The 23,755-nt window shown below is 72.9% G+C and carries 20 protein-coding genes; 6 read left to right on the forward strand and 14 right to left on the reverse strand.

Annotated elements, in window-relative coordinates:
* Window positions 1–16: 16 nt before the first annotated feature.
* Window positions 17–3,982, reverse strand: a complete 3,966-nt coding sequence (locus ACO4JP_RS17975) for a sigma-70 family RNA polymerase sigma factor (RefSeq protein WP_425955333.1) — start codon at window positions 3,980–3,982, stop codon at window positions 17–19.
* A 181-nt stretch (window positions 3,983–4,163) separates the two neighbouring features.
* Between ACO4JP_RS17975 and ACO4JP_RS17980 the strand changes: the two genes are divergently transcribed.
* Window positions 4,164–4,928, forward strand: coding sequence for a hypothetical protein (locus tag ACO4JP_RS17980; RefSeq protein WP_425955334.1), 765 nt, complete (start codon window positions 4,164–4,166; stop codon window positions 4,926–4,928).
* Window positions 4,929–4,936: 8 nt separating this feature from the next.
* Here ACO4JP_RS17980 and ACO4JP_RS17985 read toward each other — a convergent pair whose 3' ends face one another.
* The 4 genes from ACO4JP_RS17985 to dnaK all read right to left on the reverse strand — a co-directional run bounded on the left by ACO4JP_RS17985 (window position 4,937) and on the right by dnaK (window position 9,017).
* On the reverse strand, window positions 4,937–5,398 hold the full coding sequence (locus ACO4JP_RS17985) for a heat shock protein transcriptional repressor HspR (RefSeq protein WP_425955335.1): 462 nt from the start codon (window positions 5,396–5,398) through the stop codon (window positions 4,937–4,939).
* A gap of 3 nt (window positions 5,399–5,401) precedes the next feature.
* Window positions 5,402–6,427 (reverse strand): DnaJ C-terminal domain-containing protein, encoded by a 1,026-nt coding sequence (locus ACO4JP_RS17990; RefSeq protein WP_425955336.1) that lies wholly within the window; start codon window positions 6,425–6,427, stop codon window positions 5,402–5,404.
* 68 nt (window positions 6,428–6,495) lie between these two features.
* Complete coding sequence (gene grpE, locus ACO4JP_RS17995; RefSeq protein WP_425955337.1) at window positions 6,496–7,161, reverse strand: nucleotide exchange factor GrpE; 666 nt, start codon at window positions 7,159–7,161, stop codon at window positions 6,496–6,498.
* A complete protein-coding gene (gene dnaK, locus ACO4JP_RS18000) occupies window positions 7,158–9,017 on the reverse strand; it encodes a molecular chaperone DnaK (RefSeq protein ID WP_425955338.1) in 1,860 nt (619 codons plus the stop codon). The genes grpE and dnaK overlap by 4 nt, the downstream gene beginning before the upstream one ends.
* A gap of 222 nt (window positions 9,018–9,239) precedes the next feature.
* Between dnaK and ACO4JP_RS18005 the strand changes: the two genes are divergently transcribed.
* From ACO4JP_RS18005 to ACO4JP_RS18015, 3 genes are all read left to right on the forward strand, one after another.
* Window positions 9,240–9,701: an NUDIX hydrolase gene (locus tag ACO4JP_RS18005; RefSeq protein WP_425955339.1), complete on the forward strand. Its 462-nt coding sequence runs from the start codon at window positions 9,240–9,242 to the stop codon at window positions 9,699–9,701.
* Between the two features lie 117 nt (window positions 9,702–9,818).
* Window positions 9,819–10,403, forward strand: a complete 585-nt coding sequence (locus ACO4JP_RS18010; RefSeq protein ID WP_425955340.1) for a 1-acyl-sn-glycerol-3-phosphate acyltransferase — start codon at window positions 9,819–9,821, stop codon at window positions 10,401–10,403.
* A gap of 95 nt (window positions 10,404–10,498) precedes the next feature.
* Complete coding sequence (locus ACO4JP_RS18015; RefSeq protein WP_425955341.1) at window positions 10,499–11,056, forward strand: GNAT family N-acetyltransferase; 558 nt, start codon at window positions 10,499–10,501, stop codon at window positions 11,054–11,056.
* On the opposite strand, the gene ACO4JP_RS18020 is transcribed toward ACO4JP_RS18015, so the two are convergent.
* On the reverse strand, window positions 10,940–13,015 hold the full coding sequence (locus tag ACO4JP_RS18020; protein WP_425955342.1) for a hypothetical protein: 2,076 nt from the start codon (window positions 13,013–13,015) through the stop codon (window positions 10,940–10,942). The two genes, ACO4JP_RS18015 and ACO4JP_RS18020, sit on opposite strands and share 117 nt — an antisense overlap.
* Before the next feature lie 148 nt (window positions 13,016–13,163).
* On the opposite strand from ACO4JP_RS18020, the gene ACO4JP_RS18025 reads away from it, so the two are divergent.
* Window positions 13,164–13,430, forward strand: coding sequence for a hypothetical protein (locus tag ACO4JP_RS18025; RefSeq protein ID WP_425955343.1), 267 nt, complete (start codon window positions 13,164–13,166; stop codon window positions 13,428–13,430).
* Between the two features lie 31 nt (window positions 13,431–13,461).
* Here ACO4JP_RS18025 and ACO4JP_RS18030 read toward each other — a convergent pair whose 3' ends face one another.
* Complete coding sequence (locus tag ACO4JP_RS18030) at window positions 13,462–14,346, reverse strand: universal stress protein (protein ID WP_425955344.1); 885 nt, start codon at window positions 14,344–14,346, stop codon at window positions 13,462–13,464.
* A gap of 160 nt (window positions 14,347–14,506) precedes the next feature.
* Here ACO4JP_RS18030 and ACO4JP_RS18035 point away from each other — a divergent pair, with 160 nt between their 5' ends.
* Window positions 14,507–16,153 (forward strand): GAF domain-containing protein, encoded by a 1,647-nt coding sequence (locus ACO4JP_RS18035; RefSeq protein ID WP_425955345.1) that lies wholly within the window; start codon window positions 14,507–14,509, stop codon window positions 16,151–16,153.
* A gap of 31 nt (window positions 16,154–16,184) precedes the next feature.
* On the opposite strand, the gene ACO4JP_RS18040 is transcribed toward ACO4JP_RS18035, so the two are convergent.
* The 7 genes from ACO4JP_RS18040 to ACO4JP_RS18070 all read right to left on the reverse strand — a co-directional run bounded on the left by ACO4JP_RS18040 (window position 16,185) and on the right by ACO4JP_RS18070 (window position 23,751).
* A complete protein-coding gene (locus ACO4JP_RS18040) occupies window positions 16,185–16,832 on the reverse strand; it encodes a response regulator (RefSeq protein ID WP_425957141.1) in 648 nt (215 codons plus the stop codon).
* 37 nt (window positions 16,833–16,869) lie between these two features.
* A complete protein-coding gene (locus tag ACO4JP_RS18045; protein WP_425955346.1) occupies window positions 16,870–17,412 on the reverse strand; it encodes a hypothetical protein in 543 nt (180 codons plus the stop codon).
* 145 nt (window positions 17,413–17,557) lie between these two features.
* On the reverse strand, window positions 17,558–18,745 hold the full coding sequence (locus ACO4JP_RS18050; RefSeq protein ID WP_425955347.1) for a dipeptidase: 1,188 nt from the start codon (window positions 18,743–18,745) through the stop codon (window positions 17,558–17,560).
* Window positions 18,746–18,766: 21 nt separating this feature from the next.
* Window positions 18,767–19,129 (reverse strand): RNA-binding S4 domain-containing protein, encoded by a 363-nt coding sequence (locus tag ACO4JP_RS18055; protein WP_425955348.1) that lies wholly within the window; start codon window positions 19,127–19,129, stop codon window positions 18,767–18,769.
* A 139-nt stretch (window positions 19,130–19,268) separates the two neighbouring features.
* Window positions 19,269–21,695, reverse strand: a complete 2,427-nt coding sequence (locus ACO4JP_RS18060; RefSeq protein WP_425955349.1) for a glycoside hydrolase family 3 N-terminal domain-containing protein — start codon at window positions 21,693–21,695, stop codon at window positions 19,269–19,271.
* Window positions 21,696–21,832: 137 nt separating this feature from the next.
* Entirely contained in the window at window positions 21,833–22,714 is an 882-nt protein-coding gene (locus ACO4JP_RS18065; RefSeq protein WP_425955350.1) for a carbohydrate ABC transporter permease, read from the reverse strand.
* Window positions 22,711–23,751 (reverse strand): carbohydrate ABC transporter permease, encoded by a 1,041-nt coding sequence (locus tag ACO4JP_RS18070; RefSeq protein WP_425955351.1) that lies wholly within the window; start codon window positions 23,749–23,751, stop codon window positions 22,711–22,713. Before ACO4JP_RS18070 ends, ACO4JP_RS18065 begins: the two co-directional genes overlap by 4 nt.
* Between the last annotated feature and the right edge of the window lie 4 nt (window positions 23,752–23,755).

A 23,755-nucleotide genomic window follows, 5' to 3' on the forward strand; every position in this document is an offset into this window, starting at 1 on the left:
GACGCACCGCGAGGCCTCAGTGGGCCTCGCACTCCCCGGTGGCGCGCCACGCGCTGCTCTTCGACGGCCAGCTCCACGACTGCGTCGAGCCGCCGCCGTGGGTGTCGCCGGCCGACGAGTCCGTGTTCGCGGAGCCTCTGCCGCTGCTCGTGTCGTGGCCGTTCGCCCGGCCCTTGCCGGTGCCCTGATCGGGCCCGTCGGAGATCGACGAGGACGGCGTGGGCGTGGGCGTCGGGGTCGGGCTCGGAGTCGGGACACGCGCCACGCCGATGTACGTGTACGAGGTCGACTGGAAGCTGACGGCGTCGCCGACGGCGTATCCGCCGTGCCGCGCGGTGTGGCGGTCCCAGGGGGCGGGGCACCAGCCCGCCGTGCCCGTGAACGGTTCCACCGTGAGCGTCGTCGACCACGTGCGCGTCGAGACCCCGAAGGTGCCGCCGGTCCGCCCTGTGACAACGCCGACCGGCACCGTCATCGTCTCGCCGGCGGGCACCCTGCTGTCGGCGGCCGGGCCGTCGGGACCGCCCGCGATCTTGAACCTGACCGGCACGTTCGAGCGCGAGTTGTCGAGCACGACTGACGCGGGCCGGGTCGAGGTCGGCTTGCCACCACGGTCCACGGTGATGTCGCCGAGCTCCAGGCGCGCGTCCGGCGCGACGACGGCACAGCTCGTGGCGTCGTAGTCCACCGATCGAGTCACCGTGCGCGGCTGCCCCTCGATCAAGCGCGAGAGCTCGACCGTCGCCTTGCCACCGCGGGCCCGCATGCGGTCGCCCAGGCCGAGACGAAGGGTGTCGCTGCCACCGCCGTTGACGACCACCGGATCCGTCCAGCCACGTCGGTCCACGCCCACCCGGGCCGTGTACGCCCGCGTGCTCCCGTTGGCGACGATCACCGCGAGCTGCGGGACGCTCCGCTCCGTGCACTGCATCTGCGTCGCCAGCGTCACGTCCTGGGGCCAGTCGAGCTTCGGCGCACAGCTGACGACGGGGGTGGGGAAGGTGCCGAGCGACCGGCCGTCCGCGAACACCTCGAGCGACTCCGTGCCGGACGTGACGCGCACGTCGGCGGACCCGATCATGCCCGGCGGCACCTGGACTGTCTCGCCGCCGACCGTGAACGTCACGGGAAGCGTCGACTGCCTGTTGTCGAGCGGGACGCGCGCCATGCGCGCCGACGTCTCCGTCGCGGGGTCGTAGGTGCAGTCGCCCACGAACGTGTCGCTGTCGGAGGTGCCGATCGCCGGCGCCAGCGTGACCCCGGTGTACGACGCGGTCGGCGGGACGCCGGGCACGGCGCCCGACGCCGGCGGGTCGTTGTCGACGTCGGCGACCCACCGGTACAGGTCGAACGTCGCGACGCCGTCCGGCACCGTCAGCTGGCCGGTGTCGATCGTGAGCGTGGTCGTGGCGCCGGCGTCCAGGCGCACGCTGTCGCTGGTGAGCCCGGCGGCCCCCATGTCGACGCGGACGGGCTCCGTCGTGTTGTTGGTGATAGTGCCCACGATGCGCACGTGCCCGCCGACGTTCTGGGTGTCGGCCGACGTCGTGACGTCCCACGACGGGTCGTAGCAGTCCACCGGGTCGACCTGGCCGGCGAAGGCGGACGTCGTGTAGTCGGCGCCGCCCACGGTGGTAGTCAGCGACCAGCTGCCGAAGCCGGCGGGCACGCGGAGGCCGTCGTGGATCGGGAGGACGGTGCTGTCGCCCGGCGCGACCAGGCCCGACGAGGCCGAGGTGCCCGCCGCGTCGAGGCGCACGGTGATCGGCAGCGTGGTGACATTGCGATACGTGCCGACGACCATGGCGTCGGCCGTGCCGACCCCGCCCTTCGCCGCGCACTGGGTGACGAGCGGGCTGCCGCCCGCAGCCGTGCCCTGCCACGCGGGCAGGACGGAGACGGTGCCATGGCCGGACACCACGTGGCCGCCGTCGGCCACGACGGGCACCGCGCCGACGTCCAGCGCGCCGCTGTGCGCCGTCGCCGGGGCGACGAGGTGCAGCGTCGCGGCCACCTGGGCACCCGGCGCGAGCGGGGCGGCGGCCGTCGAGGTGCAGCGCAGGGCCTGCGCTGCGCTGGGCGCGCAGGCGAGGCCTCCGTCGGCGCCAGCGAACGTCAGGCCCTCCGGAAGCGTGAGGTCGACCGACCAGCCCGCCGCGGCGTCCTGGTCGCCCGTGTTGACCACCGAGAGCGGCAGGTCCCCTGCTCCCGGGTTCGCGAGGGCGTCGACATTGCCGACCTGGGCGCTGAGCTCCGGGCCGAACGCGTCGACGGCGGCGGGCACCACGTCGACGGGCGTGCTCTGCACGCCGTCGGCCCACACCTGGCCGCTGATGTCGTAGCTGCCGCCGTTGCGCGCGACGACGTCGAACGCCACCGGAGCCGTGGCGCCCGGGTCCAGGTCACCGAGGGCGCAGACGACGGCGTGGGGGTCGTCGCCGACCGGGACGCAGCGCAGCGCGGCGGCCGAGAGCGGCAGGCCGGCCGACGGCGCGCTCTTGCCGAAGCTGGCGTCGGCGAACTGGGGCTCCAGGCCGTCCTCGAGCGTGAACCGCGCCGTGATGCCGTGCGCCGTCTGCTCGCCGCTGTTCTTCACCTGCAGGGAGACGCGCTGCTGCACGCGCGGTTGGAGGGCGCCGGAGAGGGACGACGCGACTGTCAGCTTCGCCGGGTCCCTCGTCGAATCGAGAGACGCATAGGCCGTCAGCGTCGTGTCCGATGGCGACGGGCTGGGGGCAGCGATCTTGGGCTGCGCAGACGTGAAGTGCTGTGTGAGGGTGGTCGGCTCGGTATGTGGCGCCGCCTCGGACGACGGGGCGATCGCCTGCAGCATCGTGACGACGCCGACGGCCGCAATCGCGACGGCACCGGCCGCGGCGGCGACGCTCGTGCCACCCACGAGGGCGCCGGCGCTTGCCGCCGTCACCGCGACGGAGGAGGCGGCGACCGACGACGCGGCCGTGCCTGCTGCAGCAGCCGTCCCGGCCGCGGCGCTCGCGCCGGCAGCTCCGGCCCCGGCCCCGGCCCCGGCAGCGCCCGCACCGGCAGCCCCAGCGCCCGCTCCGGTCGCCGCAGCACCGGTGACGGCCGACCCGGCCGCCGTCGCGCCCGCAGTGGACCCTGCCGCCGTCGCGCTGCCCGTCACCGACGCACCGACGAGCGCGCCCACGGGGAGCGCACCGGCCAGCGCGAGGCCGGCCACACCCAGCACGAGCGGCGCGATGACGCCACGCATGCCGTGCGCGACGTCCGACAGCTCGAGCACGAGCGTGCGGCAGTCGCCGCAGTTCTTGAGGTGGGTGTCGACCTTGAGGATCTCTCGGTTGGCGAGCGCCCCGCGCACGTACCCGCCCAGCATGGGGTTCACGGTGCGGCAGCCGTCGGCGGCCGAACCCGACAGGTGATGCTGCAGGTACGCCACCCGGAGACCTTCGCGCGCGCGGTAGGCGAGCGCGGAGACGCCGTTCGCGGTGAGCCCCAGGATCGGAGCGATCTCGGCGGGGCTGCAGCCCTCGACCTCCGTGTACCAGAGCACGGCCTGCCACCGCTCGGGCAGGCCGCGGTAGGCGCGGGAGACTACCGACTTCTCGAAGCCGGCGAGCGCCGGGTCCTCCGACGATGCCTCGGAGAACAGCGCGGTCTCGAACGTGGCTTCGTTGTCCGTCGGGTGCGTGCGCTGGTGACCCCGTGCCAGCTCGTACGCGGTGTTCTTCACCACGGTGAACAGGTACGCGCGGAACATCTGGTCAGGCCCGCGGCCCGCCTGCAGCACCCGCAGCACGCGGGCGAACGCGTCCGCGACGACGTCTTCGGCGTCGGCAGCGTTGCGGACGTACGACAGGGCAAGGCGACGCGCGGCCGCGGCATGCCGCTCATAGAGCGCACCGAAGGCGGTGAGGTCGCCTCCGCGCACCTCGAGGATCAGCTCCGCGTCGCTCGGCGCGGGGAACTGGTTGTCCGAGTCGATGTAGACGTCAGTCACATCCCCCGCCGATCTGGCCGTGGCATGGAAGACCTCCGGGTCGAGAGACGCGAGAGGCCTGCGTCACTATACGGCGATCTCACCCGATGATGGAGGGTGAAACCGGGCCGCGGACGGGCGCGGCTGGTGGATGCATCCAGGTCGCTGAGCAATGATGGACGGCCATGGAAGGTGATGCGACGTGAGCCGGTTCCCAGCGGGGGTTCCGAGCGCCGCTGACCTGCGTGAAGCCTGGCGAGCCGCGAGCCTTGCCAACGTCTGGCTCCGGCCGGGCGACTGGTACCACCCCGCCGTGGACGCCCTCGCCGAAGCCGTCGAGGCCGGCGTCGAGCCGTTCGCCGCGGCGCAGCGCCTGGGCGCGGCCCGCGGAGCGAGCGGCGTGGGGATGGGCGAGGCGCTCGACGACCTCCTCTGTCTGTACCGGTCACTCGGCCGGCCCGCTGACCCCGGCGCGTTGCGCGCACTGGCGGTCGGCTGGGCCGAAGGCCACGAGTCCGCACCCAACCACGTCGCCGTCCGTGACCCTGGGACCGGTCTCCCCACGGCCGACTACCTGGGCGAGCGCCTGCGCGAGACCTACGGCGACGCGCTGCGCGCTGGCACGACGGCGGAGGAGACCTCGTGCCTCGTGGTCCTCGACGTCGCCCTCGACGACCTGGACGCCTGGCGTCGCATGGCCCGAGCTGCGACGGTGGGCCGCACGCTCGACCAGGTGTTCGGTGACGGCCATCCGATGGCCGTGCTCACCGACGGGCTGTACGCCGTGCTGTGCGCACGGACCCAGGGCACGCCACAGCTCGCGCAGACACTGCGCCGCGTGGTGGAGAAGAACGCCGAGATCCTGGGGCTGGCGGGCGCGATGCGCCGCCCGACCCGGGTGTGGATCGAGAGGCTGCCGGCGACGCACGCCGATGCCGTCGAGCTCCTCGGCCAGCTCGGCCGCTGAGCTTGCGCTCAGTCCTCGCGCGGCGTGCGGACGGGCCGCCACAGCACGAGCGCCCCGCCGTCGATCGTGCGCGGCTCGGCGTCGACCCGCAGGTCGGCGCGTCGCACCCGCCGCCCGCGCTGCACGACGACGACGTCCCCCTCCGTGCCGGCGGTGAACACGCGCCGCTCGGCCTGGACCTGCTCCGCCTGGTAGGCCAGGAGCTGCGCGAGCTGCTGCTCGAGGAGGCTGACGTGCCGCTCGAGGTCGAGGATCCGCTTGATCCCGGCGAGGTTGACGCCCTCGACCTGCGCGAGCCGCTGCACCTGGAGGAGCCGCGCGATGTCGCGGCGTGAGTAGCGCCGGCCCCGGCCGAGGGTCCGGCGAGGGACCACCAGGCCGAGACGGTCGTACTGCCGCAGAGTCTGCGGGTGCATGCCGGCGAGCTCGGCCGCCTGCGTGACCGTGAGGACGGGGGCGTCGTCGTGCATGGCTCAGCCCTGCGCGGCCCGCGCCGCCAGGTCGGCGCGCACGTCCTCGTGGTCGCTCTCGGCGGCGAACGTCTCGAGCGCTTCCTTGGCCTTCTTGCTGAGCTTCTGCGGCACGGCGACCTGCACGGTCACGAGCAGGTCGCCCGTGCCCTTCGACGTCGCGACGCCGCGCCCCTTGACGCGCAGCACCCGGCCTGACGGCGTGCCCGCCGGGACCTTGAGCCGGACGTGGTCGCCGCTGAGGGTCGGCACGTCGATCTGCGCGCCGAGCGCCGCCTCCGAGAAGGTGACGGGCACGGTGGCGCGCAGGTCGCGGCCGGAGAGCGTGAACAGCGGGTGCGTGCCCACGTGGACGGTGATGACGAGGTCGCCCGCCTCGCCGCCGCTCGCGCCCGGACGGCCCTTGCCGCGGATTCGCAGCTTCTGGCCGTCGTTGACGCCCGCCGGGATGCGGGTGGTGACCTTCTTGCCGTCGACCGTGAGCTCGACGGTCGCGCCCTCGACGGCCGTGCGGAACGGCAGCGTCGTCTCGGCCGCGAGGTCGGCGCCCCTCTCGGGCGCCTGGAAGCCGGCCCGCCGGCCGCCGAACCCGCCCGCGCCCCCGCCGCCGAACATCGAACCGAGGATGTCCTCGAACCCGCCGCCTCCGGCACTGGTGGTCGAGTAGCGCACGCCGGGGCCGCCGCCGGGTGCAGCACCACCCGGAGCACCGCCTCCGAACATGGCGCCGAAGATGTCCTCGAACCCGCCTGCGCCCGCGCCCGGCCCGCCGGCCTGGAAGCGGGCGCCGCCGCCGGCCATGGCCCGCAGCGCGTCGTACTGCTTGCGCTGCTCGGCGTCGGACAGCACGGCGTACGCCTCGCCGATCTCCTTGAACTTGGCCTCGGCCTTCGCGTCGCCCTGGTTCTGGTCGGGGTGGTACTGCCGAGCGAGCTTGCGGTACGCCTTCTTCACCGCGGCGTCGTCGGCGTCCTTGGAGACGCCGAGAGCCGCATAGAAGTCCTTCTCGATCCAGTCTTGCCCTGTCACGACGCCTCCTTCCGTGCGAACCGGTGGTTGAGCCCGTCTCGGACGGGCTCAACCACCGTGATGGTTTGCTACTCGGGCCCGACGACGCCCACGCGCGCCGCGCGGACGACGCGGTCGCCGATCCGGTACCCGGGCTCGATGACCAGCTCGACCGTCGTCGACGTCGCGTCGTCGGCCGTGCGGTGCATGAGGGCATCGTGGACCGTCGGGTCGAACTCCTCGCCCACCACGCCGTACCGCTCGATGCCGAACCTCGCGAGCGACGCGTCGATCTTCTCCGCGATCGCCGCCATCGGGCCGGTGAGCTCGGCGTGCGCCTTGGCCCGCTCGATGTCGTCGAGCACGGGCAGCAGCCCCGTCAGCACGTCCTCCAGGCCGCGCGTGCGCGCGACCTCCTGGTCGCGCAGCGACCGGTTCCGGTAGTTCGTGAACGACGCCCGCTCGCGCTGGAGCGCGTCGAGGTGCTCAGCCGCCTCGGCCTTGGCCTTCTCGAGCTCGGCCGTCTCGGCCGACGGCTCGAAGTCGAGCCCGGCGAGCGGGTCGGCGCCGGCCGCCCCGGCCGGGGTGCCGCCCTCGCGGGCGGCCCCCGCCTCCTCACCCCGCGAGTCTCCTCGCTTCGCTCCGGGGACTCGCGGGGACCCCGAGGCAGGGTCGACCTTGCGCTTGTCCGAGAACTGGAAGGGCTTGTCCTCGCCCTCGGGGACCTCGGGCGTGCCCTGCGGCTCTTCCGTCACTTGGTCTCGTCCTCGTCCACGATCTCGGCGTCCACGACGTCGTCGTCCGACGACGGCGCGGCGCCCTCACCGGCGGGAGCGTCACCCGCGGGGGTGGCCTGCTCCTGGGCGTAGATCGCCTGGCCGATCTTCTGCGACGACTGGCCCAGCTTCTCGTACGCGGACTTCACGGCGTCGGCGTCCTCGCCCTGCAGGACGGTCTTCACCGCAGCGATGTCCGCCTCGACCTCGGTCACGACGTCGGCGGGGAGCTTGTCGCGGTTGTCCGCGATCTGCTTCTCCATCGCGTACGCGAACGACTCGGCCTGGTTGCGGGTCTCGGCATCCTCGCGGCGCTTCTTGTCCTCCTCGGCGTGCGCCTCGGCGTCCTTGATCATCCGCTCGATGTCCTCCTTGGGGATCGCCGAGCCGCCGGTGATCTTCATGGACTGCTCGCGGCCCGTGCCACGGTCCTTGGCGGACACGTGCACGATGCCGTTGGCGTCGATGTCGAAGGTGACCTCGATCTGCGGCATGCCGCGCGGGGCCGGGGCGATGCCGGTCAGCTCGAACGTGCCGAGCGGCTTGTTGTCGCGCGTGAAGTCGCGCTCGCCCTGGAACACCTGGATCGCGACCGACGGCTGGTTGTCCTCCGCCGTCGAGAAGACCTCGGAACGCTTGGTCGGGATGGCCGTGTTGCGCTCGATGAGGCGGGTCATGACGCCGCCCTTGGTCTCGATGCCGAGCGACAACGGCGTGACGTCGATGAGCAGGACGTCCTTGCGGTCGCCGCGGATGACGCCGGCCTGCAGCGCGGCGCCGACGGCCACGACCTCGTCCGGGTTGACGCCCTTGTTGGGCTCCTGGCCGCCGGTGAGCTCGCGCACGACCTCGGCGACCGCGGGCATGCGGGTCGAGCCGCCGACCAGCACCACGTGGTCGATCTGGGACACCGAGATGCCGGCATCGCTGATGACCTGGTGGAACGGAGCCTTGGTGCGGTCGAGCAGGTCCTGGGTCATCTGCTGGAACTGAGCGCGCGTGAGCTTCTCGTCCAGGTGGATCGGGCCGTTCTCCGACATCGACAGGTACTGCATCGAGATGTTGGTGCTCGTCGCGGACGAGAGCTCCTTCTTCGCCTGCTCCGCGGCCTCGCGGAGACGCTGCAGCGCGATCTTGTCCTTCGACAGGTCGACGCCCGAGGCGTTCTTCACCTGCTTGATGAGGTGCTCGACGATGCGCTGGTCCCAGTCGTCGCCGCCGAGGCGGTTGTCGCCGTGGGTGGCCTTCACCTGGATGGTGGCGAAGCCGTCCGACTCGTCCTTGCCGACCTCGAGGAGCGAGACGTCGAACGTGCCGCCACCCAGGTCGAAGACGAGGATCAGCTCGTCCTCCTTGCCCTTGTCGAGGCCGTAGGCCAGGGCCGCCGCGGTCGGCTCGTTGACGATGCGCAGCACGTTGAGGCCGGCGATCTGGCCGGCGTCCTTCGTGGCCTGGCGCTCGGCGTCGTTGAAGTACGCCGGGACCGTGATGACGGCGTCGGTGACGGGCTCGCCCAGGTACTCCTCGGCGTCGCGCTTGAGCTTGCCGAGCACGCGGGCGCTGATCTCCTGCGCCGTGTACTTCTTGTCGTCGATCTCGACGCTCCAGTCGGTGCCCATGTGGCGCTTGACCGAGGAGATCGTGCGGTCGACGTTCGTGACCGCCTGGCGCTTGGCGACCTCGCCGACCAGCACCTCGCCGGTCTTCGAGAACGCGACGACGGACGGCGTCGTGCGCGAGCCCTCCGCGTTGGCGATGACGGTGGGCTCGCCGCCCTCCAGGACGGAGACGACGGAGTTGGTGGTGCCGAGGTCGATACCGACTGCTCGAGCCATGGTGGTGTTCCTCCGGAAGTGCTTGGGGTTGAGTCTGCTGCGCTCAACCTAGATCGAGCGGCCCGGCGGGGCAAGCCGGCGAGGCCGAAGTTGAGCCTGTTTCACTCAACTTTCACGCAGGGCGAAGTGTTCCCCGGAGGCGCCGGCCCAGGCGCGATCGGCGCAAGGTGCCGCGCACAGCCCGCGCCCGCGCGGCGCTCTACCTGGCCATAGAGTCTGGCCGTGCCGGCCACCGTCATCGCCACCGTCCCCGACGCTCCCTGGCTTCCGCGGGGTGGACGCGCCGACGTCGTTCGCGATCCCGGTGGGCTCGCACCCGCGCCAACCGGGATGGTCCGACTGCTCGCCCTTCGCGGCCGCGACGTCTTCTGCTTTCCGCGCGACTGCGTAGGCAAGCTCGACCTACCCACGCGTGCGGTGCCGCGGCTCGACGACGGCCGTACGACGGCTCGCCGCCTGGCGCTCGACCTGCTCGGCACGCCCGCCGCGGTCTCGCTCGTCGGCTACGTGCGCAACGTCGTCGAGCAGGCCGACGCCGGCTATCCATGGCCGACCCCGTTCGCCCACTTCAGCGTGTGGGCAGCGAGCGGCGACCCCCATGCCGACGGAATCTGGCTGGATCTGGACGACCGCGACTCGCCGCTCCGCGCCCGTCACTGGTGGCCGCTGCTCTCGAACGACTGACGACGCGCTCGCCAGCTCTCGCGGCCGGGACGTCGTGCCGAACACGGCCCGCGCCCCGGCGCGTCTTCGGCGCACCGGTCCACGCCGCCGTCCAGCCTGACCGCCTAGGCTTGGCCGATGCGCCGCCCCTCGCTCACACGCGCGATCGCCGCCGCCTTCTGGCGGCTCAGCCGCTGGACCCCCGTCGACGAGGACTTCCCCCAGCACCCGGGCATCGTCATCGGCGCCCCGCACACGTCCAACTGGGACTTCGTGCACATGCTCGCGCTCGCGTGGAAGCACGACGCCCCGATCCGCTGGCTCGGCAAGCACACGCTGTTCACCGGCTGGAAGGGCCCCGTCATGCGGCGCCTCGGCGGCATCCCCGTCGACCGCACCAACCCGTATCGCGTGGTCGAGGACGTGCTGGCGGAGGTCGCCGCCGGCCGCGTGTTCCACCTGATCATCACCCCGGACGGCACCCGCTCCGCGAAGGGTCCCTGGAAGAGCGGCTTCTACCGCATCGCCCGGGAGGCGCACCTGCCGGTCACGCTGGGGTTCGTCGACCGCACCACAATGACGCTCGGCATCGGCCCCACCGTCGAGCTCACGGGCGACGTCGGCGCCGACATGGACGTCATCCGCGCCTTCTACGCCGACAAGGCAGGCGACGACCCGTCGAAGCGCCGCGAGCCGCGGCTTGCGCGCGAGCGCCCGGAGTAGCTCGGCTGGACGCCCTGCCTGGCTGAGCGTCGTCGCGCGGAACCTGTCCGCGCGACGGCACGGAGCGCGGGCTGACGTCCCCCTAGAGTGGCGACGTGCTCGCCTCCTCCGCCCTCCCCGCCCGCCTCGCCGACGACGTCGTGCTGCGCCTCGCGCGGACCGGCGACGGGCGGGCGCTCGCCACGGCGTACACGCGCAACCGCGACCACCTGGCCCCGTTCGAGCCGGAGCGCGCGCCTGAGTTCTACGGTCCGGCCTGGCAGGAGAAGAATCTCGCGGGTCTGCTCGCCGACCACGCCGACGGCCGCTGCCTCCCGCTGCTGCTGGTCACTGACGGCGGCGACGTCGTCGGGCGCCTGAACCTCGCCACCATCGTGCGCGGCGCGTTCGACTCCGCGAGCCTCGGCTACTGGCTCGACGCGGGCCGCGCCCACAAGGGCCTGATGTCGACGGCCGTCGCGGTCGTCGTCGCGTACGCACGCGACGAGCTCGGGCTGCACCGCGTCGAGGCCTCGACGCTGGTGCACAACGCGGCCTCACAGGCCGTGCTGACCCGCAACGGATTCGAGCGCTTCGGGCTCGCCGAGCGGTACCTCCGCATCGCCGGCCGCTGGCAGGACCACGTCCTGTTCCAGCGGATCCTGCAGAACTGACGCGAGGCGCCCGCGCCGCTGCCGGCGCCTGACGCCGAGCGTCACCGTCCCGGCGAGCGCGCCCAGGAGCACGGCGACGAGCCCGACGCCGACCCACGGCGCGGCCTCGGCGCGCGACGTCGCGGCGTCTGCCGCGGTGGCCGCACCCTCGGTGTCGCCGTCCGCGATCGCAGCAAGGGCATCCCCGGCCGCCCCGTCGACGCCGAGCGCCAGCTGGCCCAGCCGGGAGAACGGGTCGTGGTCGCGCGCGGCGGCGTCACGAGCAGCACCGACGGCCGGAAGCACCTCGGCGGCGCGCTCCAGCTGGGGCCCGACCTCGGCATAGCGGGCGTCGGTCGCCGCCGACTCGTAGGCCTCGCGGACAACCTCGGGCACCGTCAGCGCGGCTGCCGTCGCGGCCGCCTGGACGGACGCCGCCGCCTGCGGCGCGGCCGCGAGGGCGTCGACGACCGTACCGGCCCGGTCGAAGTCCCACTCCGTCATCGCACGCCGCAGCCCGAGCGGCGGCAGCCACGCGCCGTCGGCGCCATCGACGTGTGCGTACTCCGATCGAGCCGCGGCTCGCGCGTCGAGCTCCTTGGCCTCGTCCGCGGAGACGACCCACGTCCGGTACACCTGGTCGGCGCCGCGCACCCCGCCACGCTGCTCGACGAGGTCGAGGAAGCGCCGCCAGTCGGTCGGGCGCAGGTCCTCGGCGCGCGACCCGGCCGGCTCGTACCCGCTCTCCCCCGCGTATGCCGCCGAGACCACCGCGGCGAACGCGTCGTCGTCGAGCTTCCCCAGCAGCCCGGTCACCGCCGTGGACGACGCGGCGTAGGCGTAGTCCTCGACGTCGAACGACCCCTGGTGGTCGACGGACCACGCCGTCAGCGGGAGCGCCACCGCAGCGCCGCGGTCCGGGGCCGGTCGCGGCGACGCGTTTCCGTCGGTCTCGCTGACCACCCGCTGGGCGACGACCTCCGTCAGCCCCTCGTAGAGCCAGCGGTCGGTGAAGCGCCGCCCGTCGAACCAGGCGTGCCCCATCTCGTGGAACAGGGTGGCCGCGTCCAGGTCCTCCGCGACCACGATGTCGTCCACCGAGCTGTCGAACCATGCGTACTGCAGCGCCTGCGGGGCCACGTCCTCCCGGATCGACTCGAGCCCGCCGGGCCACGGCGTGCCGACGACGCGCTCGAGGACCGGCAGACCTTTCGTCACGTGCTCCGACACGAAGTCCGTCCAGGCCGAGTCGCCGGGAAAGCTCTCGAGCGTGATCGTCGCGCTCCCGACGGTGACCTCCTTCGCGTCCGAGACGAGCGCGTCGCGCGCCGAGACGACCGCCCAGATCCCGTCGTCGTCGGTCGACGTCTCCCGGACGTACCGCACGACGTCGCCGTCGGGGCGGCGCTCGAAGCCGCCGTCGGACGTGTCGACCTTCATCGACGCCGGCGCGACGACCTCCGCCGAGACGTGCCCCTGATCCCCCACGGCCTGCACGAAGAACGTCGCGTACCCGGGGCCGACGCGGTTCGTGTTCGCCGACCGGACGGGCGCGCCCGGGATCAGGTAGCTCCACTCGATGGTCCGCGACCGGCCGTGGTAGAGCGGTGCGAAGCTCGTGCCGGCGATCTGCGTCGTCGGGTCGTCCGTGTCGTCGATCTGCACGCGCAGCGCGCGGCCGCCGCTGGTCGCGGTCACCGAGGTGGCGCCTGCCGGGACCGGCAGGGTGAAACCGTCGAAGTAGAAGCGCCAGCTCGCGGTGTCCGGCTTGATGTTCCGCAGCGTCGTCGTGACGCTCACCTGCACGGGGCCGCCGCCGGGGTCGACGACGTACCGTGCGTGGGACTCGATCGCGATGCCCGGGTCGCCCGCGGCGGCCGGGCCGATCCCTGCAGACCAGGCCGCCGCGAGCACCGCGGCCACGAGCAGCCCGCGCCGGCGCGCCCGCGCTCGCCGAACGTCCCCGTGCCCCTCCGCCATGAGTGCCTCCACCGATCCGGTCCACCCCGTCGGCGGCCGAGCACGCGCACTGTAGCGCCTGGTGGGAGCCCTCCCTCGCGTGTTTGCACATGCGTTCTGACCACGCGTGCGGTAACTGTGGACCACGAGCGCTCGAGCGGGGGTTCACATGGATGACGTCGACGCAGGTTCGCTGACCATCGCGCTGCTCACGGCGTGCTCGGAGCCCGACGGACCCGGCATCCACTCGCGCATCGTCCAGGAGCTGCTGGACGAGGCGAGCGCCGACCCCGTCCTCGCCCGCGCCGTCCTCACCACGATGCTCACGGCGTCGGTGGTGTCCCTGCGCGCGTTCACCGACGCCACGCACCGCGACCGCGAGGCCGTTCTGCACTCGCTCGGCGTCGGGTGGGAACGTCGCCGCCTCGCGCTGTAGCGCAGGCCGGCGTCGGCTCGACCGCGCCGGCTCAGGCGGCGTGCGCCGTCCCCGTGTGCACCACCAGCACGGCGCACGGCGACGACCGCAGCAGCGAGTCCGGCACCGACCCCAGCAGCCGCCCCGCCGTGCGCAGGTGCGACCGCCCGCCGACGACGACGAGGTCGTCCGGGTGCAGCCTCCGCATCAGCGCGTCAGCCGCGCGCGCTTCCTCGACCCGCGTGGTGAACGGCACCTGGGGGTGCTTCGCCGCCCAGCGCTCGACGTCCTCGCGCACCGCCTCCGTCGTCGACGCCCGCCACGCCTCTCCCCAGCCTTCGTAGGCCTCGAGCACCGCCTCCAGCGGCCCGGGGTCGACGGCGTGCACCACCTCGACCGACGCGCCGAGCAGCTCGGCCTCGTCGAACGCGACCTCGAGCACCGGGCCGGGGTTCTCGTCCGACGCGACGCCGACGACGACGCGCCGCGGTGCCGTCCCGGTCGCCGACGCAGGGACGACGGCCACCTGGCCGTGCGCCATCGCCGCGACGGCCGAGGACACGGAGCCGGCCAGCATCCGGTCGACCGCGCCGAGCCCTCGACGCCCGACGACGACGAGGTCCGCGATGCGCGAGCGCTGCACGAGGACGTGCGCGGCGGCGCCAGGGACGATCTCGGTCCCGGTGTCCCGCCCGCCCGGGCGCCGCGTGCCCAGCCGCGCGAGCGCCCGGGCGACGGCGTGGTCCGTGCCGGCGTGCAGGCTGCCCGAGCCCATCAGCGCCCCCGCGGGCACAGGCGACAGGGGCACGACGTAGGTGCCCACCACCGTCAGCCGCGCCTCGTGCCGGTCGGCCGCCGCGGCCGCCCAGTCGAGCGCCCGGTATCCCTCCTCCGAGCCGTCGATCCCGACGACGACCCCTTGGCACCACCTGACCATGACGACCTCCTTCAGGCCGGCCCGTCCCGGCGCGGGGTCGGCACCCGCCGACGCACCCAGTGCACCCCGCCCGCGTCGCCCGCCCCAGGGGCCGCAGGCCCCGCCGGAGGTGTCGAAGGTCCCGGGGCCGAGTCGCTCCGGTGCCGGATAGGTTGGGACCGTGCCCGACCTGCCCTCCCCGGCCGAAGCCCGCAGCGACGTCGACGTGCTGCTCGAGGCGGTCCTCACCGTCGGGCGCGGTCTCGAGCTCGCCACCACGCTTCAGCGGCTCGTCCAGGCCGCGGCCGACCTCGCCGATGCGGAGTACGCCGCGCTCGGCATCCTCGACGCTGGTGGGCGCATCGGCCAGTTCCTCACGGTCGGCATGGATGCCGGGCAGATTCGGGCCGTCGGGCACTACCCGACCGGGCGCGGCATCCTCGGGGAGCTCATCCGCCACCCGCACCCGCTCCGCCTCAGCGACCTGCAGAAGGACCCGCGCGCCGTCGGCTTCCCGCCGAACCACCCGGAGATGCACTCGTTCCTCGGGGTGCCGCTGCGCGTCCACGGAATCCCGTTCGGCAACCTGTACCTCACGGGAAAGCGCGGCGGCGGTGACTTCACCGACGGCGACCAGCGCCGCATCGAGGCTCTGGCCGCGGCCGCGAGCGTGGCGGTCGAGAACGCCCGCCTCTACGACGATGCACGCCTGCGCGAGCGGTGGGCGGTCGCGAGCAACGAGATCTCGCGCCGGCTGCTCGCCGGGGACGCGCCCGACGAGGTGCTGGACCTCGTCGCGCTGCACGCCGCGCAGGTTGCCGGGGCCGACGTCGCCGCGCTGACCGTCCCGGGCGACGCGGGGCTCGAGGTCCGCGCTGCGGTCGGGGCCGCGGGCGTCCGCGGGACGCTCGTGCCGCCCGACGGCTCGTTCGCCGCGGAGGTCTACGACTCGGGTCTCCCGATCGTGACCGTGGACGCCGCGACCGACGCCCGCGCGGCAATCGCGTTCGGCGCGGTCGCCGACGAGATCGGTCCGTTCGCGGCGCTGCCCCTCGGCGAGCCGGGCCGCACGCGCGGTGTGCTCTCGGTGGGCCGCAAGCAGGGCAAGCTCGCGTTCCCCGACGCCGTCATCGAGGCGCTGCAGGCGTTCGCGTCGCAGGCGGCAGTGGCCCTGGAGCTCGCCGAGCGGCGGAGCGACGCCGAGCGGCTCGCCGTCGTCCGCGACCGCGACCGCATCGCACGCGACCTGCACGACCTGGCGATCCAGCGGCTCTACGCGACGGGGCTCGGTCTGCAGGGCGTGGCGCGGCGCCTGGAGCGCAGGGGCGACGCCGACGACGCCGCGCGCGTGGCGTCCGCCGTCGACGAGGTCGACGAGACGATCGGCCTCATCCGCACAACGATCCGGGGCCTTCAGCCGCCCGTGGACGACGCCCGGCGGGTGGGCCTGCGCTCACGCGTGATCGCGGAGGTCGAGGCGGCGTCGCGGAGCCTGGGCTTCGCACCGGCGCTGCGGTTCGAGGGTCCCGTGGATGCGCTGGTGCCGCCGGCGACCGCGGACCACCTCGTCGCCGTCGTGCGCGAGAGCCTGTCCAACGTGGCCCGGCACGCGCACGCCGGGTCGGTCGATGTGCTGCTCTCCGCCACGGACGCGGTGGTGCTGACCGTCTCGGACGACGGCGTCGGCATCCCGGCGGACGCACGCCTGAGCGGGCTGGAGAACATGCGCACCCGCGCCCGCGAGCAGAACGGGACGCTGACGATCGGCCCATGCCCGGAGGGGCGCGGCACCCGCCTGTGCTGGCAGGCTCCGCTCCCCACGAAGTAGCGAGCACCTCCGCCGAGGGAGAGAAGTCTCCCTACTTCGGCAGCTCGGCGCGACCCAGCTTCGTCGCGAGGACGGCCGCCTGGACCCGGCGCTCCATGCCCAGCTTTGCGAGCAGGCTCGAGACGTAGTTCTTCACCGTCTTCTCCGCGAGGAAGAGCTCGGCCCCGATCTGCCGGTTCGTCATGCCCTGCCCGATCAGGGCGAGGATCTTCTGCTCCTGCTGCGTGAGCGCCGCGAGCGGGTCCACGTGGTGCGCCTGCGAGCGCATGCGGGCCATGACCCGCTCGGCCGCGCGCGGGTCGAGCGTCGACCCGCCCGCCGCGACCGTCCGGATCGCCTCGACCAGGTCCGTGCCCCGCACCTGCTTGAGCACGTAGCCTGCAGCCCCGGCGAGGATCGCGTCGAACAGCGCCTCGTCGTCGTCGAACGACGTGAGCATGAGGCACGCCACGTCCATCGACGCCTTGAGCTCGCGGCAGACGGTGACGCCGTCCCCGTCGGGCAGCCGCACGTCGAGGACGACGACGTCGGGGGCGAGCGCAGGCACCCGCGCGAGCGCCTCGGCGGCGGTGCCGGCCTCGCCGACCACCTCGAGGTCTGGCTCGGCACCGAGCAGGTCGGCGACGCCGCGCCTGACCACCTCGTGGTCGTCCACCAGGAACACCCGTACCGCGTTCATGGCGCCCACGCTAGCCCCCTCCGACATCCTGTGTGCCTCAGCGCAGCCAGGTGTTCTTGCGGACCAGGTCCAGGCCGGCCCACTGCTTGCCAAGACCCCACACCTCGCCGATGTTCGCCCAGGCCAGGCCGACGATCGCGACAGCGCTGATCCAGTGCTCGTCGAGGAACGGGTTGGTGGCGATGGGTAGCGAGGCGCCCCACATCATGAGCAGCAGCACGACGGCGGACACCGCCGCGACGCGCATGCCGATGCCCAGCGCGAGCGCGAGGCCGATGCCGAGCAGGGCCATCATGAAGAGCACGTCGATGAAGGCGTTGCCGGCCATCCCGTTGTAGAAGCCGTGCAGCGGACCCTCGACCCCGCCGAGGAAGCCCTTCGTCGGGGAGCCGCCGTTGATCCAGGCGCGCTCCGAGGGAGTCGCCTTGCCGAGACCGAACGTCTTGTCGAAGAAGGCCCACAGGAACTCGAAGGCCAGGAGCAGCCGCAGCACCGCGAACGCGTAACGCGCGATGGGGGACAGGGGGGTGGGGGCGGCGGCTGAGAGCGCACCCTCGCGGCGCTCGGTCACTGCACTCATGACGACCTCCATGGTCGATGGCCAGGTGGTTCCCGGCACTACGACCAGCGTCGTCATTGCGGTCGGACCTCCCCAGGGTGCGCAGTCCCGCGTCTGCGGGCCCTTCGTCCCGCTCGCAGCGGGACTCCCGGCCGCCTGGTCGCGCTCAGCCGTCCAGGTCGCCGATGCGCGCGGTGCTCGGGCGGCGCTCCCGCCGCAGCCGGGCCGCGACCGCCTCGGCGTCGCGCAGCGTGCGCAGCATGTTCCCGCTGGTCAGCAGCGCGAGATCGGCGTCGGACCAGCCGCGGTCGGCGAGCGCTGCCAGCAGCGCCGGGTAGCCGGAGACGTCGGCGAGCTCGGGCGCGAAGCCGGACGACCCGTCGTAGTCGCCGCCGAGCCCCACGTGCTCGACGCCGGCGACCTCACGGATGTGCTCCACGTGCGCGACGACGTCGGCGAGCGTCGTCGGCGGGACGGGGTGGGTCTGCTCCCAGTCGGCGCTGAACTCGGAGAACGCCAGGTAGTTCGCCGGGTCGATCCCCTGGGCCCGCGCCGCCTCGGACGCCTCGGTGCGCCATGCCCCGACCGCCGGCGTCACGAAGCCGGGCACGAACGTCACCATGCACACCCCGCCGTTGACGGCGAGGCGCGCAAGGACGTCGTCCGGCACGTTGCGGGGCATGTCGCAGACGGCCCGGGCCGAGCTGTGGGAGAAGATCACGGGCGCCTCGGAGGCGTCGAGAGCGGCGCGCATGGTGCCGGGGGCCACGTGGGACAGGTCGACGAGCATGCCCAGCCGGTTCAGCTCGCGGACCACCTCGACGCCGAACCGCGAGAGGCCGCCGTGGGCGGAGGGCGCGTCCGTCGCGGAGTCGGCCCACGGGGTGTTGTGGTTGTGCGTGAGCGTCAGGTATCGCACGCCCAGGGCGTGCAGCATGCGCAGGGCGCCTAGCGAGGAGTCGATCGACTGACCGCCCTCGGCGCCCAGCAGCGAGGCGATGCGGCCCGACGCCCACGCGGCCTCGACGTCGTCGGCCGTGAGCGCGAGGGCGAACGTCTCGGGCCAGGTCTCGACCATCCGGTGCACGGCGTCGACCTGCTCCAGCGTGGCGGTGACCGCTCCCGGCCGGTCGGAGGGCACGTAGACCGACCAGAACTGCGCGCCGACGCCGCCCGCGCGCAGGCGCGGGATGTCGGTGTGCGTGCGGCCGTCGGTGCCGGCCGCGAGGTCGAGCCCCTGCCAGTCGTAGCCCACCTGCATGCGCGCCTCCCACGGGAGGTCGTTGTGCCCGTCCCAGACGGGGTGCCGGGCGAGCAGGGCGGCGATGCGGGCAGCGGTCTCCGGGCTGGTCACCAGGGCACGGTAGCGCGAGAGCTAGCCGCGCCGGTCCCCGCGCAGCCGGTCGATCTCGCGCCGCTCGCGCTTCGTGGGACGCCCGGCGCCCCGGTCCCGGACGCCGACGGCGAGGCGCTCCTCGCGGGGCGGGACCGCGGGGCTGTGGTCGATGTAGGCCTTGACGGCGAGCGGTGCACCGACGCGCTTGGGCACCAGCTCGACGACCTCGACGTCGCGCTCGCGCAGGGTCTCTCGCCACGTGACGCGGTCGCCGGCCTTGACGGCGGTGGAGGCCTTGGCGGGAAACCCGTTGACCCGTACCCGCCCGGCGCGCAGCAGCGTGGCAGCCGACGACCGCGACTTGAACAGCCGCACCGCCCACAACCACACGTCCACCCGCACGGCCCCACCCTAACGACGAGATGGCACCCTGCGGCCGCGAAGCAGTGCGGCCCGACGGCGAGACAGTGCTTTCGAGAGCACTACCTCGCGGCCGGGCCGCACCTGCTCGCCGTCGGCGAGGACTATCTCGCCGCTTCGGTCAGGACTGCGTCGCCTTCACCCAGCGGGCGTCCGCGTTCGTCACCTCGTGGAGCGGGCCCGCGATCGCGACCGTCGCGCGCGGCGTCGCCGTGCCCGGGATCTCGATCTTCGTCGCCGCCTTCTCGTTGGTGATCGCGCCGCCCGTCGACTCCTCGGTCGACGCCGACTCCGACGACGCCGAGGCGTGCGAGCCGACCCACACCTGGACGTCGCCCGGCTCGACGATCTTGACCATGCGGCGGTCGCTGAACGCGAAGCGGGTGGTCGGGACCTCGAACGTGAGCCGCACGGAGGCGCCGGCCTCGAGCGATACCCGCTGGTAGCCGAGCAGCTGGACCACCGGGCGGGTGATCGAGCCCTTGACGTCGTGGCCGTAGAGCTGCACGGGCACGGCACCCGCGACGTCGCCGGTGTTGGTCACCGTGACCGACACCGTGAACGTGCCGCCCGCGGCGACCGACGCGTCCACGGAGAGGTCCGAGTACGCGAACGTCGTGTACGAGAGGCCGAAGCCGAACGGGCGCAGCGGCGTCGAGTCCGTCGACGTGACGTCCGACGGCCCGCCCAGGATCGGGTGCAGGTATGAGTACGGCTGCGAGCCGGTCGAGCGCGGCAGCGACACGGGCAGGCGGCCCGACGGGTTGACGCGGCCGGTGAGCACGTCGGCGATCGCGAGACCGCCGCCCTCCCCGGGGAAGAACGCCTGGAGCACGGCGCCGGGCTTGGCGCCGGCGCCGTCGAGCGCCCAGTTGATCGCGTACGGACGGCCGGTCAGCAGCACCATGACCACGGGGGTCCCGGTGGCGAGGACGGCCTCGACCAGCTCGCGCTGGACGCCCGGCAGCTCGAGCGACTCGGAGTCGTTGCCCTCGCCGACGGTGCCACGGCCGAACAGTCCGGCCTGGTCGCCGACGACGACGACGGCGACGTCGGAGCCCGACGCAGCCTCGACGGCGGCGGCGAAGCCGGAACGGTCGTCGCCCTCGACGGTGCAGCCCTCGACCTGGACGAGCTCGGGCTGGGGCAGCCCGGCCTCGGCGAACGCGGTGCCGAGCGCCTCGTGGACGGTCGGGATGTGGAAGCCGGGCTCGTACTCGGGGAAGTGCGCCAGCACGTGGTTGGCGAACGAGTAGCAGCCCTGCAGCGCCTCGGTGCGGTGCGCGTTCGGGCCGATGACGGCAACCTTCGACACCCCGCCGACGAGCGGCAGCAAGCCGTCGTTCGACAGCAGCACGACCGACTCCTCGGCCAGGCGGCGCGCGATCTCCTGGTGGCGCGGCGAGTCGAGGTCGATCGACGTCGGCGGCTCGCCCTCGAAGGCGTCCGGGTCGAGGAGCCCGAGCTCCTCCTTCTGGCGCAGCGAGCGCAGGACGGCACGGTCGACCAGCGCCTCGTCGACCTCGCCCGCGCGCACCTTCGCCGCCAGCGGGGCCAGGTAGGCGTCGCCGGTGGGCAGCTCGATGTCGATGCCGGCCTCGAGCGCCAGCGCCGCAGCCTCGCCGCGGTCGGCGGCGACGGCGTGCATGACCTCGAGGAACGCGACGGCGAAGTAGTCGGCGACGACGACGCCGTCGAACCCGAGCTTCTCCCGCAGGATGCCCGTGAGGTAGTCGACGTTCGCGGCCATGGGCACGCCGTCGAGGTCGGTGTAGGAGTTCATGACCGACTTCACGCCGCCGTCGAGGATGGCCATCTCGAAGGGCGGCAGGAAGACGTCGGCCACCTCGCGCGGGCCGGCGTACACCGGGGCGTGGTTGCGGCCGCCGCGCGAGCCGGAGTAGCCGACGAAGTGCTTGAGGGTGGCGTGCACGCCGGCGTCCTGCAGGCCGCGGACGTACTGTGTGCCCACGGTGCCCACGAGGTAGGGGTCCTCGGAGATGCACTCGTCGACCCGGCCCCAGCGCGGGTCGCGGACGACGTCGAGCACGGGCGCGAGGCCCTGGTGCACGCCGAGCGCCTTCATCGACTCGCCGATGACGTGGCCGGCCTCGTAGACCAGCTCAGGGTCGAACGACGCGCCCCAGGCGAGGGGCGTCGGGAACGTGGCGGCCTGCCAGGCCGCGAGGCCGGTGAGGCACTCCTCGTGCACCAGCGCGGGGATGCCGAGGCGCGTCTCCTTCTTGAGACGGCGCTGCTCGTTCCACAGCCACGAGGCGCGCGAGACGGGGTCGACGGGGCGGGTGCCGTACACACGGGTGTACTGGCCGAGCCCGTGCTTGGTGATCTCGCTCAGCGGGGTGCCGGCGGTCTCGGCCGCCATCTCGCCCTGCATCGGGGCGACGACGTTGCCACCCTGGTCGAGCCAGTAGCCCACGATCTGGGCGAGCTTCTCCTCGAGGGTCATCCGGGCGTGCAGATCGCGCACGCGCTCTGAGACCTCGGGCATGGCGCGCACGGGCGCCGGGTTCTGGGCGGCGTCGGTCACGGGTGGATCTCCTTTGACGCGGTCAGGTCACGGGGGTGGCCCCGTAGCGGTCCACGCTACGGGGCCACCAGGCGGCTCGGGTGCAGTGTGGCGCTGCCGTCAGCGGTGCGGTGGCACCATGTCGGCGTTGCCGGGGATCAACCCTTCACGGCACCCTGCAGGCCGTTGACGATGCGCTTCTGCATCGCCAGGAAGAACACGAGCGCGGGGATCATCGCCAGGCTCGTGAAGGCGAAGACGCCTGCGGTGTCGGAGCCGTGCTCGGACGAGAAGTCCGCGACACCGAGCGGCAGCGTCTTGTTGTCCTGGCCGAGCAGGAGCAGCGGCAGCAGGTACGCGTTCCACGAACCGACGAACGCCAGCACGCCCACGGTCACCATGCCCGGGGCCGAGAGCGGGAGCAGGATCCGCCAGAAGAACCCGATCCGGCTCGCGCCGTCGAGCTGCGCGGCCTCCTCGAGCTCCGCGGGCAGCGCCTGGAGGAACGGCCGCAGGATCACGACGGTGGTCGGCAGGGCGAACGCCGCCTGCGGCAGTGCGATGCCGAGCCACGTGTTGCCGAGGTGGAAGTTCTGCGTGATGAGGATGAACAGCGGGATGATCGCCACCGACACCGGGAACAGCAGGCCGACGACGAACACCATGAAGATGCCCTCGCGGTACTTGAAGTCGTACCGGGCGAGCGGGTAGGCGGCCATGACGCCGCAGATCACGACCAGCGACGTGGTGATGATCGCGATGCCCGCCGAGTTGAGCGAGTACCGCCAGAAGTCCGGGTTGGTCAGCACCCCGGTGTAGTTGAACAGCACGAACGGGTGCGGGAACGCCGCCGGGTTCTCGGCGATCTGCGCGTTGGTGCGGAAACCACCGAGCACGCCGTAGATCACCGGGCCGAGAGTCATGCCGACGACGATGAGGGCGATGAAGTACACCACCGCCGTCGAGGCCTTCATCTCGAACTTCTTGCTCCGCCGGACCTGCGGCGGGGCGTCGTTGCGGGTGAGAGTCGAGGCGCTCATCGCTTGGCCTTCTTTCGCCGCGGCTGGTCCGGGTGCGTGTCACGGCGCAGGATCGTCTGCTGGTACAGCACGGCGAGGACGAGCGCGATCACGAACAGGATCACGGAGGCCGCGCTGGCGATGCCGAACTGCTGGCTCTTCGTGCCCTGGTAGACGAGGAAGGTCGCCATGGTGGAGGTCCGGTTGACGGGGCCGCCACCGGTGAGGATCCAGACCATGTCAAAGACCTGGAGCGCGCCGATCATCGACAGGAACGCCCAGGTGCGGATCGTCGGGCCAAGCAGCGGCACAGTGATCTTGCGCTGGACCTGCCACCACGAGGCGCCGTCGAGCTGCGAAGCCTCGTAGAGCTCCTCGGGGACGCCCTGCAGGCCGGCGAGGAACAGGATCACGGCCAGACCCAGGTACTTCCAGGTCAGCACGAAGATCACCGTCGCGAGAGCGAGGTCGGGCGTGCCGAGGAAGCCCTGCTGGGGGGTCGGGATGTGCAGCGCGTGAGCGATCGCGTCGATGCCGCCGTAGTCGGGCACGAGCAGCTGGCGCCAGATGACACCGGCGACGACCTCGGCCAGGACGTACGGCACGAAGATCAGGGTGCGCAGGAGGCCCTGGCCCCACATCTTGCGGTTCAGCAGCAGCGCGATGCCGAGGCCCAGCGGGAGCTGGATCGCGATCGACGCCACCACGATGATCAGGTTGTGCGTCAGCGCCTCGGTGAAGAGGTTGTTCTGCAGCACCGAGACATAGTTCTTGAGGCCGACGAAGTCGACCAGAGGGCCGATGCCCTTCCACTTGTACAACGAGATCTGGACGGCCGTGACGATCGGCCAGACCACGAACAGAAAGAACAGCACCAGCGCGGGCGCCACGAAGAAGGTGATCTCCGCGCGCTTGCGCCATGCAGCGGCACCACTCTTGCGGCGTCCGCCCGGGGCGGAGCCCGCCACCCTCGCAGGAGCGAGGGTGGCGGACTCGACCGGGGTGGAGGACGACGCAGGCGATGCGGCCACGGGTGGAGTGGTCACGTCGTCTGCCACGTCA

The organism is Xylanimonas sp. McL0601, from assembly GCF_049852175.1.
Taxonomy (GTDB): domain Bacteria; phylum Actinomycetota; class Actinomycetes; order Actinomycetales; family Cellulomonadaceae; genus Xylanimonas.